Here is a 15,163-nt window from a genome sequence, read left to right as displayed (position 1 = left end):
GGTCAGCCTATGCGGAGCGGGTCGACCTGGATGCGCAGCGCCGACGTCGTCGCCTTCTTCGCCCCGACCACCGCGCGGGCCTCGGCCAGGGCGCGGGCGAGCGCCGACCCCGACCGTCGGGGCACCCGCAGAAGCACGCGTTCGACGGGGGCGGACGGATCCTCGGCGCTGTCGGCGCCGACCGGTGGGCGCTCCCCCGGCGGCAGGTCGACGGGTCCGAGCGTGACGGTGTCCGGGGGCAGCCGTGCGGCGTCGAGCAGCGTCCGCACCGCGTCGGGCGCACCGTCCACCGCGGCGAGGTGCACGGCGGGCGGAAATCCCACCTCGACGCGTTCGGCGAGCTCTGTGGCGGCGTGACCGACCGGGTCCCACCGGATCAACGCCTGGACGGCGGGCAGGTCCGCCTCGGCGACCACCACCACCTCGCCGCCCTCCGACGCGGGGACGACGGCGGCCGCGGCGGCCATCCAGCGACGCACCGTCTGCTCCGCGGCCCGCAGATCCGCCCGGCCCAGCATCGCCCACCCGTCGAGCAGCAGCGCGGCGCCGTATCCCCCCTCGGCGACGGGCTCCGCGCCGACCGTGGCGACCACCAGGGACGGTCCGGCGGGCACCGACGCCAGCACCGCGCTGCCCCCGGACTGTCGCACCGTGACGCCGCTGAACGCCCGGCCCAGTTCCTCCGCCGTGCGCCCCGCACCGATCACCGTCGCTCGCAGCGCTCGCGACCCGCAGGTCGGGCACGAGTACGCCGCGTCCGCGGTGCCGCACCAGCGGCACGTCGGACTACCGACGCCGTCGGCGCCGGGTGCCGACGGTAACGCCAGCGGACCGTGGCATCGGCGACAGCGCGCCGGGGTGCGGCACTTCCCGCAGGCCAGCGACGGCACATAGCCCCGCCGAGGCACCTGGACCAGGACGGGCCGGCCGGCGGCCAACGCCGTGCGGGCGGCCGCGAAGGCGACCGCGGGCAGTCGGGCGGCGCGGGCGGACGGGTCGCGCACGAGGGCGTGCTCGCTGTCGGCCAGCGCGGTGATGCGCGGCGCCGCGGCGCGCACGGTGTCCCGCGCGGCGAGCAGATCCTGCGCCCACCCGGATTCGACCAGCGCCTGCGCCTCGGCCGTGCGCGCGACGCCGCCCACCACCGCCGCGGTCCCGGCGCGATGGGCACGCAGCAGCGCGACGTCGCGGGCGTGCGGATAGGGCGCGCGCGGTTCCACCAGCGACTCGTCGCCGTCGTCCCACACCACGACCAGCGCGAGGTCATGGACGGGTGCGAACACGGCACTGCGCGTGCCGACCGCCACCCGGGCCGTGCCGCGGGCGACGGCGAGCCAACGACGGTAGCGCTCGGCGGGCCCGAGGCCAGCGGACAGCACCGAGACGGCAGTGGGGTCGAGGACTCCGAGACAGGCGGCCTCGACCCGGTCGAGGTCGCGTTGATCGGGCACGAGGAGCAGGGCGCCGCGACCCGTCGCGACCGTCGCGGCCGCCAGGTCGGCGAGGCGAGCCGGCCAGTCCTCCCCCGGCACGGCCTGCCACACCGCCCGCGGCGCCCGTCCGTCGGCGAGGGCGGCGACGAACTCCCGGCCGTGCCGATACCGTGCCCACCCGTCGCTCGACACGGTGGGCGCGGCGGATGCGCCGGACGCTCGTGCCTGCGTCTCGACGCGGGCGTGACGCGGCGGGACGGCCAGGCGCAGCACATCGGACCGCGTGCCCGCGTATCGCGCCGCCACGGCCGTCACCAGGTCGGCGACCTCCGCGGTGAGCACCACTTCCGGGGAGACCACCTTGTCCAGGAAGCCCAGCTTGCCGGGGTGGTCGGTCGCGTCACGACGCTCGGCCAGGAACCCGTCGACCAGCCGACCGGCGAAGCGCACGCGCACGCGCACGCCGGGTTGCGCGGCCTCGTCCCACTCGACCGGGACCAGGTAGTCGAAGTCCCGGTCGAGGTGGGCGAGCGCGAGCAGCGGGATCACGCGCGCGATCGGCGCGCGCTTCGCCGGTCGCGGAGTGCCGGTCAGAGCCCCGCGGCCGACCGCAGCTTCTCGGCGCGGTCGGTGTTCTCCCAGGGCAGGTCGATGTCGGTGCGACCGAAGTGGCCGTAGGCCGCCGTGGGCGCGTAGATCGGACGCAGGAGGTCGAGATCCCGGATGATCGCGCCGGGACGCAGATCGAACACCTCGGTGATGGCCGACTGGATCTTCGCAGGGTCGACGTTCTCCGAACCGAAGGTCTCGACGAACAATCCGACGGGCGCGGCCTTGCCGATCGCGTAGGCGACCTGCACCTCGACCCGCTCGGCCAGATCTGCCGCGACGACGTTCTTCGCGACCCAGCGCATCGCGTATGCGGCGCTGCGGTCCACCTTCGACGGGTCCTTGCCGGAGAAGGCGCCGCCGCCGTGCCGGGCCCAGCCGCCGTAGGTGTCGACGATGATCTTGCGACCGGTCAACCCGGCATCGCCCATCGGGCCACCGAGGACGAACTTGCCCGTGGGGTTGACCAGCAGGCGCACCGACGACGTGTCGAGCGTGTCGTGGCCGAGATCGGCGACGACCGCGTCGAGCACGTGCGTCCGGATGTCCGGGGTGAGCATGTTCTCGAGGTCGATGTCGGCCGCGTGCTGAGTGGAGACCACGACCGTGTCGAGCCGGACCGGACGAGCGCCGTCGTACTCGATGGTGACCTGCGTCTTGCCGTCCGGCCGCAGGTACGGCAGCACCTCGGTCTTGCGCACCTCGGTGAGTCGACGCGACAGACGGTGCGCCAACGCGATCGGCAGCGGCATCATCTCGGGAGTGTCCTTGATGGCGTACCCGAACATCAGGCCCTGGTCACCGGCGCCCTGGCGATCGATCTCGTCGTCCGTGAGGCCCTCGACGCGCGATTCGTACGCGTTGTCGACGCCCTGCGCGATCTCCGGCGACTGAGCACCGATGGCGACGTTGACGCCGCAGGAGTTGCCGTCGAAGCCCTTGGCCGACGAGTCGTAGCCGATCTCGAGCACCTTCTCGCGCACGATGTGCGGGATGTCGGCGTAGGCGGTGGTGTTGACCTCGCCGGCGACGTGCACCTGGCCGGTGGTCACCAGCGTCTCCACCGCGACCCGTGCCCGGGGGTCCTCGGTGAGGAGCGCGTCGAGAATCGAGTCGCTGATGGCGTCACAGATCTTGTCGGGATGACCCTCGGTGACCGATTCGCTGGTGAAGAGCCGACGTGCGGACGTGCTCACAGATGTTTCCTCTCGTACACGGACAGGGCTACCGCCGACCGGGTACCCCGAATCGGTGGGGACAGCAGGACCGGGCGTCACCGACCACTCGCGCACGAATCAGCGCGAGTCGCCGGTGTTCGTACACTGCCCGTCCGCGGTGGTCGGCGCGAGCAGCGGGGTCAACGCGTCGAGCACCCGCGAGGCCATGAGTGCTTTCGACCCGTGCGCGAGCGCCGTCTCGGATCCGTCCGTGGACAGGATCCAGCCGGCGTTGCTGTCCATCTCGAACGCCTTGCCCTCACCGACGGCGTTCACCACGAGGAGGTCGCACTTCTTGCGCGCGAACTTGGCGCGGGCGTGGGTGAGGACGTCGCCGTTCTCGTCACCGGTCTCGGCGGCGAATCCGACGATGGCCGTCTCGGCCCGCAACTCGCCGTCTGCGCGCGCGGCGACCAGGCCCGCCAGGATGTCGTCGTTACGGGTGAGCGGCACGGTGTCCGGCTCGTCCGCACCCTTCTTGATCTTGCTGGTGGCGACGGTGCTGGGCCGGAAGTCCGCGACGGCGGCGGCCATGATCACGGCATCGGCGTGCCCGGCGGCCTCCCGAACGGCGGTCTGCATGTCCTGCGCGGTCCGGACCGGCACCACGGTCACCGCCGACGGCGGCGCGAGATCGGACGTGTACCCCGAGACCAGTGTGACCTGCGCGCCGCGCTGGGCGGCGACGCGGGCGAGGGCGTACCCCTGCTTGCCGGAACTGCGGTTGCCCAGGAAGCGCACCGGATCGAGCGGTTCGCGGGTGCCGCCCGCCGAGATCACGAGGTGACGACCGTCGAGCGAGCGGGGCAAGGCATCGGCGCGCTCGGCGAGCAGCTCGGCGATCGCGGCGATCTCGTCGGGCTCGGGAAGGCGGCCCGGACCGGTGTCCTTGCCGGTCAGGCGGCCCGACGCGGGCTCGATCACGACGGTCCCGCGCCGCCGCAGCGTGGCGACGTTGTCCACGGTGGCGGGGTGTTCCCACATCTCGGTGTGCATCGCGGGGGCGAACACCACCGGGCACCGGGCGGTGAGCAGCGTCGCGGTCAGCAGGTCGTCCGCCCGGCCCGCAGCGACACGCGCCATCAGGTCGGCCGTCGCCGGGGCGACGACCACCAGGTCGGCCTCCTGCCCGAGGCGCACGTGCGGGACCTCGGGCACGTCGGCGAAGACGCCGGTGTGCACGGGGTTACCGGACAGTGCCTCGAAGGTGGCCCGCCCGACGAACTGCAGGGCGGACTCGGTGGGGACGACGCGGACGTCGTCCCCGGCCTCGGTGAAGTGACGGATCACTCCGCAGGCCTTGTAGGCGGCGATGCCGCCGCCGACACCGACGACGACGCGTCGGCGCTGCGAGGACAGCGGACTCACTCGCCTTCGACGTGCTCGAGCAGGTCGGCGTGGATCTCACGGAGCGCGATCGAGAGCGGCTTCTCCTGCAGACCCGGCTCGACCAGGGGGCCGACGTACTCGAGGATGCCGTCGCCGAGCTGGTTGTAGTAGTCGTTGATCTGGCGAGCACGCTTGGCGGCGTAGATCACCAGGGCGTACTTGGACGACGTGCGGTCGAGCAGTTCGTCGATGGGCGGGTTGGTGATGCCCAGGGGGGTGTCGTATGCAGCGATCTCGGAACGCGACACGCCTGCTACGGGACTACTCACGAAATGCTCCTGAATGCTTTTCGAACGCTGTGGCCGGAGCGGATGCTCCGACTAGGGACGGTCGTCGCCGGGGACTGCGGGGTCCACCGGGTCGCCGTCGACCAACAAGGATACCAACTGGGCACTCGCTCGCTCGACATCGTCGTTCACCACGACCGTGTCGAACTCGCCCTGTGCCGCCAATTCCTCGCGTGCGGTGTCGAGCCGACGCGCGACGACGTCCGGTGGTTCCGTCCCACGACCCGTCAGTCGCGTCACCAGATCCTCCCAGGACGGCGGGGCGAGGAAGACGAGCCGAGCCTCGGGCGCGGCGGCCCGCACGGCGCGGGCGCCCTGGAGGTCCACCTCGAGCAGGACCGGGTCCCCGGCGGCCAGTGCGCGGCGGACCGGTTCGGCCGGCGTTCCGCTGCGGTGCAGACCGCGGTGGATCTCGGCCCACTCGAGCAGCTCACCGGCCTCGATCATGCGGTCGAACTCGGCGGGGGCGACGAAGCGGTAGTCCCGTCCGTCCACCTCGCCGGGTCGGGGCGCCCTCGTGGTGGCCGAGACACTGAAGAACAGGTCCGGCAGGGCCGCGCGCACGCGGGCCACCACGGTGGACTTCCCGACGGCGGAGGGGCCGGCCAGAACTACCAGCCGACCCCTCCCCGGTGCGGTGACGGTGGCACGGTCGGACGCTCGCGCCCGGGTGTCACTGTCGGACACGCGCCTGTCAGGCTTCGAAATCGAACCGAGCGAGCAGCGCCTTGCGCTGACGATCGCCGAGACCGCGGAGACGACGCGTCGGGGCGATCTCCAGTTCGGTCATGATCTCCTGCGCCTTGACCTTGCCCACCTTGGGCAGGGCCTCGAGCAGCGCCGAGACCTTCATCTTGCCGAGGATCTCGTCCTCTTCGGCATCCTTGAGCACCTGCTTCAGATCGGTGCCGCCGCGCTTGAGGCGCTCCTTGAGCTCTGCCCTGGCACGACGTGCAGCTGCCGCCTTCTCCAGAGCAGCAGCGCGCTGCTCGTCGGTCAACTGGGGAAGGGCCACGGTTCCTCCGTCTCGTCGTTTGTGTATCGGTCGGCGTCCGCCATCCGTCCGTGCCGAACGGCGCGTACGAGACGGTGAGTCCCGCACGGGGTGCGGCGCGGCGGAGAGGTCGGTCGACCGGTGTGCCACCGGTGTCGACCAGCGGCGATAGCGACCGTAGTCGGGCCTGCCCACGATTGCGAACCGGCCCCCCGCCCGTGTCGCGGACGGTGCGTCGGCTATGCGAGGGCCCGTTCGACCTCGTCACGAACCCGCCGTGCGGCGTCGCGGAGCGCCATCACGTCCGGGCCGTGCCGCGCGATGTCACGAGAAGAGTTGGGCAGCAACAACTTCGATGCACCCTCGAACAAAGACGGCAGGTCGGCGGCCGATGCGCCCTGCGCGCCGAGCCCGGGAGCCAGGATCGGACCCGAGAATTCCCGCAGATCGAGACCGTGTCCGCGTGTCGCGCCGACCACCAGGCCCGCGACGGCGTCCCCGGCCTCCCGGTCGACCGCCTCGGCGGCGGAGACGACGTGCTGGGCCACGGTGTCACCGGACAGCGTGCGCGCGGTCTGGACCTGTTCGCCCTCGGGGTTGGATGTCCGGGCGAGGACGAACAGACCCGCCCCGTGCGCGACCGCGCGGCGCACGAAGGGCTCGAGCGCACCCGGACCGAGGTACGGGGACACCGTCACGGCGTCGGAGGCCAGCGGCGACACCGGGTCCAGCCACGCGGCCGCGTACGCGTCCGACGTGCTCCCGATGTCCCCGCGCTTGGCGTCCGCGATCACGAGGACCCCGGCCGAGCGCAGCGACGCGATGGTGCGTTCGAGCACGGCGTAGCCGGCCGATCCGAAGCGCTCGAAGAACGCCACCTGCGGCTTGACGACGGCGACCTCGTCCGCGAACGCCGCCACGCACGTCTCGGCGAAGGCGGCGAGGCCCGCGGCGGTGTCCTCGAGCCCCCAGGAATCCAGAAGAGCCGCGTGCGGGTCGATACCGACGCAGAGCCGCCCCCGGGCGGTGACGGCCGCCTCGAGGCGGGTCCGCCACCGTCCGACGCCGGGTCCGGTCACGACCGGGGCGGTCACGACGACGCAGCCGCCGTCTCGGCCACTCCGGTGACCGGGCCCTCCCCGGCGGTGGAGTAGGCCTCGAGCGTGCTGTGCAGGTCCTGCAGGGACCGAACCCCGATGTCACCGCGGATGCTCGCCTCGATGCCCTGCACGGCCGCGGCCGCGCCCTGCACCGTGGTGATGCACGGGATGTTGCGGGCGACGGCGGCGCTGCGGATCTCGTAGCCGTCGACGCGCGGCCCGTTGTTGCCGAACGGGGTGTTGAACACCATGTGCACCTCCCCGTCCTTGATGAGGTCGACCACGGTGCGCTCCCCCTCGGCAACCACGTCGGAGTGCTTGCGCACCACGTCGCTGGCGATGCCGTTGCGGCGCAACATCTCTGCGGTGCCCTCGGTCGCGAGGATGCGGAAACCCAGGTCCGCGAGCCGCTTGACCGGGAACACCATGGACCGCTTGTCGCGGTTGGCGATGGACACGAAGATCGAGCCGGCGAGGGGCAGCGAGCCGTAGGCGGCCGTCTGCGACTTGGCGAAAGCGGTGCCGAAATCGCCGTCGATGCCCATGACCTCGCCGGTGGACTTCATCTCGGGACTGAGCAGCGATTCGACGCTGCTGCCGTCGGCCTTGCGGAAGCGGTTGAACGGCAGCACGGCTTCCTTGACCGCCACCGGGGCGTCGAACGCGGCGTGTCCGCCGTCGCCTTCGGCCGGCAGCACGCCGTCGGCCCGCAACTCGGCGATGGTGGCGCCCAGCGCGATCCGCGCGGCCGCCTTGGCCAGCGGCACCGCCGTCGCCTTGGACACGAACGGCACCGTGCGCGACGCGCGGGGGTTCGCCTCGAGCACGTACAGCACGTCGTCCTTGAGGGCGTACTGCACGTTGAGCAAGCCGCGCACGCCGATACCGCGGGCGAGCGCCTCGGTGGACCGTCGCACGGCGTCGATGTCGGTGCGACCGAGGGTGATCGGCGGCAGGGCGCACGCTGAGTCGCCGGAGTGGATGCCGGCCTCCTCGATGTGCTCCATGACCCCGCCGAGGTAGACCTCGGTGCCGTCGCACAGGGCGTCGACGTCGATCTCGATCGCGTCCTCGAGGAATCGGTCCACCAGCACCGGATGCTCGGGCGTCAGTTCCGTCGAGCGGGAGATGTAGTCGTCCAGCGACGCCTCGTCGTAGACAATTTCCATGCCGCGCCCGCCGAGGACGTACGACGGCCGGACGAGGACCGGGTAGCCGATCTCGCCGGCGATGCGCTTGGCCCCGTCGAAGGTGGTCGCGGTGCCGAACTTCGGCGCCGGAAGGCCGGCGGCCACGAGGACCTCGCCGAACTCCTTGCGATCCTCGGCGAGATCGATGGCCTCGGGCGAGGTGCCGACGATGGGCACGCCGGCGTCCTGCAGGCGCTGCGCCAGGCCCAGCGGGGTCTGCCCGCCGAGCTGGCAGAGCACGCCCACCACGCCGGGTCCGCCGCGACCGGATTCCTTCTCGGCCAGGTAGACCTCGAGCACGTCCTCGAACGTGAGCGGCTCGAAGTAGAGGCGGTCGGCGGTGTCGTAGTCCGTCGAGACGGTCTCGGGGTTGCAGTTGACCATGACGGTCTCGTAGCCCGCCGCGGACAGCGTGGTGGCCGCGTGGACGCAGGAGTAGTCGAACTCGATGCCCTGCCCGATGCGGTTGGGACCCGATCCGAGGATGAGGACCTTGCCGCGCTCGGTCTGCGGGGCGACCTCGGTCTCGGCGCCGGGGTCGAGCTCGTAGGACGAGTAGTGGTACGGCGTCTTGGCCTCGAACTCGGCGGCGCAGGTGTCCACCGTCTTGAACACCGGTCGCACGCCGAGCCGGTGGCGCAGCGAGCGGACACCGTCCTCGCCGGCCAGTTCCGGCCGCAGAGCAGCGATCTGCCGGTCGGACAGACCGGCGTGCTTCGCGCGCCGGAGCAGGTCCTCGTCGATCACCGGCGCATCGATCAGGCGTGCCCGCAGCTCCACCAGCCCGGCGATCTCGTCGACGAACCACGGGTCCACGCCGGACGCCGCGGCGACCTGCTCGACGGTGCCGCCCAGCCGCAGGGCGAGCTCGACATCGTAGATCCGACCCTCGGTCGCGACCTTCAGGTCCGCGAGCACGGCGTCGAGGTCACGGGCACGCTCGCCCGCCAGGACGTCGTCGGTCACCGTCCAGAATCCGGCGGCCTTGGTCTCGAGAGACCGGAGCACCTTGCCCAGCGCCTCGGTGAAGTTGCGGCCGAGAGCCATCGCCTCGCCCACCGATTTCATGGTCGTGGTGAGCGTGCCGTCGGCGCCGGGGAACTTCTCGAAGGCGAACCGCGGGGCCTTGACCACCACGTAGTCGAGCGTCGGCTCGAAGCAGGCGGGGGTCTCGCGGGTGATGTCGTTGACGATCTCGTCCAGCGAGTACCCGACGGCGAGCTTGGCCGCGATCTTCGCGATCGGGAAGCCCGTCGCCTTCGAGGCCAGCGCACTCGACCGGGACACGCGCGGATTCATCTCGATGACGATGAGTCGGCCGTCCGCCGGGTTGATCGCGAACTGGATGTTGCAGCCGCCGGTGTCCACCCCGACCTCGCGCAGGATCGCGATGCCGAGGTCGCGCATGGTCTGGTACTCGCGGTCGGTCAGCGTCATCGCCGGCGCCACCGTCATCGAGTCACCGGTGTGCACGCCCATGGGGTCGACGTTCTCGATCGAGCAGACGATCACCACGTTGTCGCGGTTGTCGCGCATCAGCTCGAGCTCGTACTCCTTCCATCCGTAGATGGATTCCTCGATGAGCACGTTGGCCGACGGCGAGGCGTCGAGTCCGCCGCCGGCGAGCCGGTCGAGGTCCTCGTGCGTGTACGCCATGCCGGAGCCGAGTCCGCCCATGGTGAAGCTCGGGCGGATGACCACCGGCAGTCCGAGCTCGGCCACCGTGTCGTGGACCTCGTCCATCGTGTAGCAGACGCGCGAGCGGGCGCTCTCGCCGCCGACCTTCGCCACGATGTCCTTGAACTTCTGCCGGTCCTCACCGCGCTGGATGGCGTCGAAGTCCGCGCCGATGAGCTCGACGTCGTGCTTGGCCAGGATGCCCTGCTCGTGCAGCGCGACGGCGCAGTTGAGCGCGGTCTGACCACCGAGGGTCGCGAGCACGGCGTCGATGGGGTGGCCGGCCGCGGCCTCCTTCTCGATCACCTTCTCCACGAACGACGCCGTGATCGGCTCCACGTAGGTGGAGTCCGCGAACTCGGGGTCGGTCATGATCGTGGCCGGATTGGAGTTGACCAGGCTGACGCGCAGGCCCTCCTCGCGCAGGACACGGCAGGCCTGGGTGCCCGAGTAGTCGAACTCGCAGGCCTGTCCGATGACGATCGGCCCGGAGCCGATGACCAGGATGTGCTTCAGGTCGGTACGCCGTGGCATTACTTGCCGACTTTCTTGTCGAGGAGGGTCAGGAACCGGTCGAAGAGGTACTCGGCGTCGTGCGGACCGGCGGCCGCCTCGGGGTGGTACTGCACCGAGAAGGCCGAATCGTCCAGCAGTCGAACCCCTTCCACCACACCGTCGTTCGCGCAGGTGTGGCTGACGATCGCGCGGCCGAACGGCGTGTCGAACTCCTCGCCCGCCTCGCCCTCGAGTGCGAACCCGTGGTTCTGCGACGTGATCGCGATCCGGCCGGTCTCGTGCTCGATCACCGGAATGTTCAGTCCGCGGTGGCCGAACTTCATCTTGTAGGTCCCGCGGCCCAGGGCGCGGCCGAGAATCTGGTTGCCGAAGCAGATGCCGAACATCGGCGTCCCGTCGCCGAGGACCTCCTCGGTCAGACGCACCACCGAGTCGGCGGTCGCCGGGTCGCCCGGACCGTTGGAGAGGAAGAAGCCGTCCGCGCCGATCTCGCGCACCTGATCGATGGTCGCCGTCGCCGGCACCACGTGAACGCGGATCCCGCGTCGCGCGAACATGCGCGGAGTGTTGGACTTGATCCCGAGGTCCACCGCCACCACCGAGTAGCGGGCCTCACCCTCGGGCTCGACCACGTAGCCCGAGGTGGTGCTGACCTCGCCGGCCAGGTCCGCCCCGGCCATCGACGGCTGGGACTGCACCCGCTCGACGAGCGTGTCGACGTCGGCCAGCGCGTCGCCGGAGAAGATGCCCGCCTTCATCGAGCCGCGGGTGCGCAGGTGACGGACCACCGCGCGGGTGTCGATCTCGGCGATGCCGACGACGTCCTGGCGACGCATCTCCTCGTCGAGCGTGCCGTTCGCGCGCCAGCTCGAGGCGCGGCGGCTCGCGTCGCGGATGGCGAACCCCGCCACCCACATCTTCGCGTCGTTCGCGGACCCGTCGGGGCCGACGGATTCGTTGTCCTCGCCGTTCCAGCCGGTGTTGCCCACCTGCGGTGCGGTCGCGACCACGATCTGTCGGTGATAGCTGGGATCGGTCAGCGTCTCCTGGTAGCCGGTCATGCCGGTGCAGAACACGGCCTCGCCGAGGGTCTGACCCACGGCGCCGTACGCGGCTCCGCGGAAGACCCGCCCGTCCTCGAGGACCAGTGCCGCGGCGTCGGGCTTGCTCACGCCGTCTCCTTCTTCTCGATCGAATCGTCCGGACCGTCGTCCGGTGTGGTGTCGGGACGGTCCACCCACGCGGGGTACACCGATTTGTCGTCGGCTCGAAAGCCGGTGTCGATCTCGGTGCCGGTGGGCAACTCCCACCGGATCACCAGCAGGCCGTCGCGGGTCATGACCTTTCCGGCCAGTCCCCGCTCGGTTCGGATCGCGCGCAGCGAGTCCGTCGGTGCGAACACCGCCGACTCCCCCGTGCGCTCGAGGAGGATGCCCGCCTCGTAGCGCGTGAGGGTGCCGGTGGCGCGATGCCCGAGGTCACCGACGGCGATGCGGTTCTGCCAGCTCGGCGCGATGGTGGAACCCACGTAGAGGCCCGTGCAGGGCGGGACGAGCACGGCCCCGAGGTCGGCGGGCACGGCCGGCAGCTCACCGATCACGTCCTGCTGGCGTCGCTGTCGGTTTCGCCAGCCCCACAGGATCAGCGCGATCATCGCCAACCAGAAGAGCAGGAAGGCCAGCACGAGCAGCACACGATCCATCAGGACACCTCACTCGTCGTGCGGCGGTGCGTCACGCGGCCGCGCAGCACCGTGGTGGTCACCACCGCCGGCAGCTCCAGCGCGTCGAACGGGGTGTTGGCGGACAGCGAGGCCAGATCCTGCGCTGCGACGGTCCAGCGCGTGTCCGGATCGACGACGGTCAGCGTCCCGGGCTCGCCGACGGCGATCGGACGCCCCTGATCGGTGAGACCGACGATCTCCGCGGGCCGTTCGCTCATGACGCGGGCGACGCCGCGCCAGTCCAGCAGGCCGGTCTCGACCATCGAGGCCACGACCACCGACAACGCGGTCTCGAGACCGAGCATGCCGGGGCGCGCCTGCGAGAACTCGCAGCACTTGTCCTGCTCGGCGTGCGGCGCGTGGTCGGTGGCCACGCAGTCCACGACGCCCGACGCCAGAGCCTCGCGCAGCGCGGCGACGTCGGAGGCCTCACGCAGGGGCGGGTTGACCCGGTTCACGGCGTCGTAGGTCTCGAGGCGGGAGTCGTCGAGGAAGAGGTGGTGCGGGGTCACCTCGGCGGTGATGGCGATGTCCTGCTTCTTCGCCCAGTCCAGCAGCTGCACCGTTCCCGCGGTCGAGGCGTGACAGATGTGGACGCGGGCGCCGGCGTCGCGGGCCAGGATCGCGTCGCGCGCGACGATGGCCTCCTCGGCGGAGCGGGGCCACCCCGTCAGGCCCAGTCGTGCCGCGGTGGCGCCCTCGTGGGCCACGGCGTTCTCGGTCAGGCGCGGCTCTTCCGCGTGTTGCGCGACGACGACACCGAGACCGGCGGCGTACTCGAGCGCCCGCCGCATCAGCAGCGGATCGGCGACGCAGTGACCGTCGTCGGAGAAGAGCCGCACTCCGGCCTCCCCGGCGTGCATCGTGCCCATCTCGGCCAGCGCGGTGCCCTTCAGACCCACCGTGACCGCACCCACCGGGTGGATGTCCACCAGCCCGACCTCGCGACCGCGACGCCACACGTGGTCCGTCACCACCACCGAGTCGGCGACCGGCGAGGTGTTGGCCATGGCGAAGATCGCGGTGTAACCGCCGCGCGCCGCAGCGGCCGACCCCGTCTCGATGGTCTCGGTGTCCTCCCGTCCGGGCTCCCGGACGTGGGTGTGCAGATCGACGAAACCGGGCAGCACGATCGCGCCCGCGCCGTCGACCACCTCGGCCGACGGCGCGTCCAGGTCCGCCTCGATCCGCGTGATGATCCCGTCTTCGATCAGTACGTCCACCGGGTCGCCCTCGCCGTACGGACGCACCCGCCGCAGCAGCACGCTCATCGCGTCTCCTCCGATCCGATGAGGAGGCGGAACAGGACGGCCATGCGCACGTGAACTCCATTCTGAACCTGTTGCAGGACAGCGGTTTCGGGGGCGTCGGCGACGGAGAAGCCGATCTCCATGCCGCGCAGCATCGGGCCGGGGTGCAGCACCACCGCGTGCTCGGGGAGCAGCTCGAGTCGGCGCTGATTCAGTCCGTAGCCGATCGAGTACTCCCGCGCGGACGGGAAGAACCCGCCGTTCATCCGCTCGGCCTGCACGCGCAGCATCATGACCGCGTCCAGGGCGGGCAGCTCCGCGTCGAGCGACGACGCCACCGTGACCGGCCAGGTCTCGATGCCGACCGGCAGCAGCGTGCGCGGCGCGATCACCACCACCTCGGCCCCGAGGGTCGCGAGCAACGTGGCGTTCGACCGGGCGACGCGGCTGTGCAGGACGTCGCCGACGATCGCGACACGACGGCCCTCGATGTCGCCGAGGCGCTGGCGCAACGTCAGGGCGTCGAGCAGCGCCTGGGTCGGGTGTTCGTGCGTACCGTCCCCGGCGTTGATCACCGCGGGACCCGTGCCGTCGGCGTTCGCCGTCCAGTCGGCGATCCGGTGCGCGGCCCCCGACGCCGGATGCCGGACCACCAGGGCGTCGGCACCCGCCGCGCGCAGGGTCAGCGCGGTGTCCCGCAGCGATTCACCCTTGGACGCCGACGAACTCGACGCGCTGACGTTGATGACGTCGGCGCTCATCCACTTCCCGGCGACCTCGAACGACACGCGGGTGCGGGTGGAGTTTTCGTAGAAGACCGTCATGACCGTCTTGCCGCGCAGAGTCGGCAGCTTCTTGACGTCCCGGCCCAGCAGAGCCTGCTCGAAGCGCTCCGCCTCGTCCAGGATCTCGGTGGCCTCGACGCGACTCAGGGCGGCCGTGGTCAGCAGGTGCCGGCTCATCGGAGGTCCTCCCCCGCCGACCCGGCCGACCGGAGCTCGACGCCGTCCCGGCCGTCGTGCTCGACCAGTAGCACCGACACGTCCTCGGACCGCGCCGTCGGCACGTTCTTGCCCACGTAGTCCGCGCGCAGCGGCAGTTCGCGGTGCCCGCGATCCACCAGGACCGCCAGCTGCACCGCGCGGGGCCGACCCAGATCGCGCAGCGCGTCGAGCGCGGCGCGGACCGAGCGGCCGGAGAACAGCACGTCGTCGACCAGAACCACGAGGGCGCCGTCGACGCCCGTGTCCGGCACCGAGGTCCGCTCGAGCGCGCGGTGCGGCTTGCTGCGCAGGTCGTCCCTATAGAGCGTGATGTCCAGCGACCCCACGGGCGGCCGGGTGCCGGCGAACTCCTCGATGCGGGCCGCGAGCCGCTGCGCGAGGATCGACCCCCGCGTGGGAATCCCGATGAGGATCAGCGGCGGCGCGCCGTCGGAGCCGACGGCGGTCTTCTCGATGATCTGATGCGCCATGCGCGCGACGGTCCGGCCGACGTCGGCGGCGGACAACAGCTCGCGGCTGTGCTGGGTAGCGTTCTCGTCGTCGGACACGAGAAACGGGACCTCCTTCTCCGCCTCACGGGACGGATCGTTAAAGGATGTCGAACGAGCAGAGTCTAGCAATGCGCGCGACCGCTCACCGCGCTCGGTGTCAGTCGGTGCGGTCCCCCGCGTCGTCGGCTTGCTGCTCCGCCGCGGGCCGGGCGGCTGTCTGCTCTGCCGCCGGCCGAGCGGCGGCTGTCTGCTCTGCCGCCGGCCGAGCGGCGGCTGTCTGCTC

13 protein-coding genes are annotated in these 15,163 nt (G+C 71.4%); all 13 read right to left on the bottom strand.

Annotation, left to right across the window (positions count from 1 at the left end; translation table 11 throughout):
• Positions 1 to 2 precede the first annotated feature (2 nt).
• A complete protein-coding gene (locus A3Q40_RS07990; protein ID WP_201133042.1) occupies positions 3 to 2,027 on the bottom strand; it encodes a primosomal protein N' in 2,025 nt (674 codons plus the stop codon).
• The gene (gene metK, locus A3Q40_RS07985) at positions 2,024 to 3,238 is read right to left on the bottom strand and encodes a methionine adenosyltransferase (protein ID WP_068101055.1); all 1,215 of its coding nucleotides are present in this window, start codon (positions 3,236 to 3,238) and stop codon (positions 2,024 to 2,026) included. Before metK ends, A3Q40_RS07990 begins: the two co-directional genes overlap by 4 nt.
• Before the next feature lie 99 nt (positions 3,239 to 3,337).
• Positions 3,338 to 4,627 carry a bifunctional phosphopantothenoylcysteine decarboxylase/phosphopantothenate--cysteine ligase CoaBC gene (coaBC, locus tag A3Q40_RS07980; protein WP_068101052.1) on the bottom strand — a complete coding sequence of 430 codons (1,290 nt, stop codon included), beginning with the start codon at positions 4,625 to 4,627 and terminating at the stop codon, positions 3,338 to 3,340.
• On the bottom strand, positions 4,624 to 4,917 hold the full coding sequence (rpoZ, locus tag A3Q40_RS07975; RefSeq protein ID WP_068101049.1) for a DNA-directed RNA polymerase subunit omega: 294 nt from the start codon (positions 4,915 to 4,917) through the stop codon (positions 4,624 to 4,626). The genes coaBC and rpoZ overlap by 4 nt, the downstream gene beginning before the upstream one ends.
• A gap of 51 nt (positions 4,918 to 4,968) precedes the next feature.
• Entirely contained in the window at positions 4,969 to 5,553 is a 585-nt protein-coding gene (gene gmk / locus A3Q40_RS07970) for a guanylate kinase (protein WP_068105634.1), read from the bottom strand.
• A gap of 76 nt (positions 5,554 to 5,629) precedes the next feature.
• The gene (gene mihF, locus A3Q40_RS07965) at positions 5,630 to 5,950 is read right to left on the bottom strand and encodes an integration host factor, actinobacterial type (protein WP_068101046.1); all 321 of its coding nucleotides are present in this window, start codon (positions 5,948 to 5,950) and stop codon (positions 5,630 to 5,632) included.
• 218 nt (positions 5,951 to 6,168) lie between these two features.
• On the bottom strand, positions 6,169 to 7,023 hold the full coding sequence (gene pyrF, locus A3Q40_RS07960) for an orotidine-5'-phosphate decarboxylase (protein WP_235606516.1): 855 nt from the start codon (positions 7,021 to 7,023) through the stop codon (positions 6,169 to 6,171).
• The gene (carB, locus tag A3Q40_RS07955; RefSeq protein ID WP_068101043.1) at positions 7,020 to 10,430 is read right to left on the bottom strand and encodes a carbamoyl-phosphate synthase large subunit; all 3,411 of its coding nucleotides are present in this window, start codon (positions 10,428 to 10,430) and stop codon (positions 7,020 to 7,022) included. Before carB ends, pyrF begins: the two co-directional genes overlap by 4 nt.
• Positions 10,430 to 11,584: a glutamine-hydrolyzing carbamoyl-phosphate synthase small subunit gene (carA, locus tag A3Q40_RS07950; protein ID WP_068101042.1), complete on the bottom strand. Its 1,155-nt coding sequence runs from the start codon at positions 11,582 to 11,584 to the stop codon at positions 10,430 to 10,432. The genes carB and carA overlap by 1 nt, the downstream gene beginning before the upstream one ends.
• On the bottom strand, positions 11,581 to 12,114 hold the full coding sequence (locus A3Q40_RS07945) for a PH-like domain-containing protein (protein WP_235606512.1): 534 nt from the start codon (positions 12,112 to 12,114) through the stop codon (positions 11,581 to 11,583). Before A3Q40_RS07945 ends, carA begins: the two co-directional genes overlap by 4 nt.
• The gene (locus tag A3Q40_RS07940) at positions 12,114 to 13,406 is read right to left on the bottom strand and encodes a dihydroorotase (RefSeq protein ID WP_068101041.1); all 1,293 of its coding nucleotides are present in this window, start codon (positions 13,404 to 13,406) and stop codon (positions 12,114 to 12,116) included. Before A3Q40_RS07940 ends, A3Q40_RS07945 begins: the two co-directional genes overlap by 1 nt.
• Entirely contained in the window at positions 13,403 to 14,347 is a 945-nt protein-coding gene (locus A3Q40_RS07935) for an aspartate carbamoyltransferase catalytic subunit (protein ID WP_068101038.1), read from the bottom strand. The genes A3Q40_RS07940 and A3Q40_RS07935 overlap by 4 nt, the downstream gene beginning before the upstream one ends.
• Positions 14,344 to 14,937: a bifunctional pyr operon transcriptional regulator/uracil phosphoribosyltransferase PyrR gene (pyrR, locus tag A3Q40_RS07930; RefSeq protein ID WP_068101035.1), complete on the bottom strand. Its 594-nt coding sequence runs from the start codon at positions 14,935 to 14,937 to the stop codon at positions 14,344 to 14,346. Before pyrR ends, A3Q40_RS07935 begins: the two co-directional genes overlap by 4 nt.
• Between the last annotated feature and the right edge of the window lie 226 nt (positions 14,938 to 15,163).

The sequence above is a fragment of the Rhodococcus sp. PBTS 1 genome (genome assembly GCF_001620025.1).
Classification (GTDB): Bacteria; Actinomycetota; Actinomycetes; order Mycobacteriales; family Mycobacteriaceae; genus Rhodococcoides; species Rhodococcoides kroppenstedtii.
The sequence above is the reverse complement of the archived record's forward strand: the minus strand, read 5'-3'. Positions and strand labels throughout refer to the sequence as shown.

Bases quoted from the DNA above. Each gene is read 5' to 3' on its own strand.
- carB (WP_068101043.1), bottom strand. From the start codon at position 10,430: ATGCCACGGCGTACCGACCTGAAGCACATCCTGGTCATCGGCTCCGGG.
- A3Q40_RS07945 (WP_235606512.1), bottom strand. From the start codon at position 12,114: ATGGATCGTGTGCTGCTCGTGCTGGCCTTCCTGCTCTTCTGGTTGGCG.
- A3Q40_RS07940 (WP_068101041.1), bottom strand. From the start codon at position 13,406: ATGAGCGTGCTGCTGCGGCGGGTGCGTCCGTACGGCGAGGGCGACCCG.
- A3Q40_RS07935 (WP_068101038.1), bottom strand. From the start codon at position 14,347: ATGAGCCGGCACCTGCTGACCACGGCCGCCCTGAGTCGCGTCGAGGCC.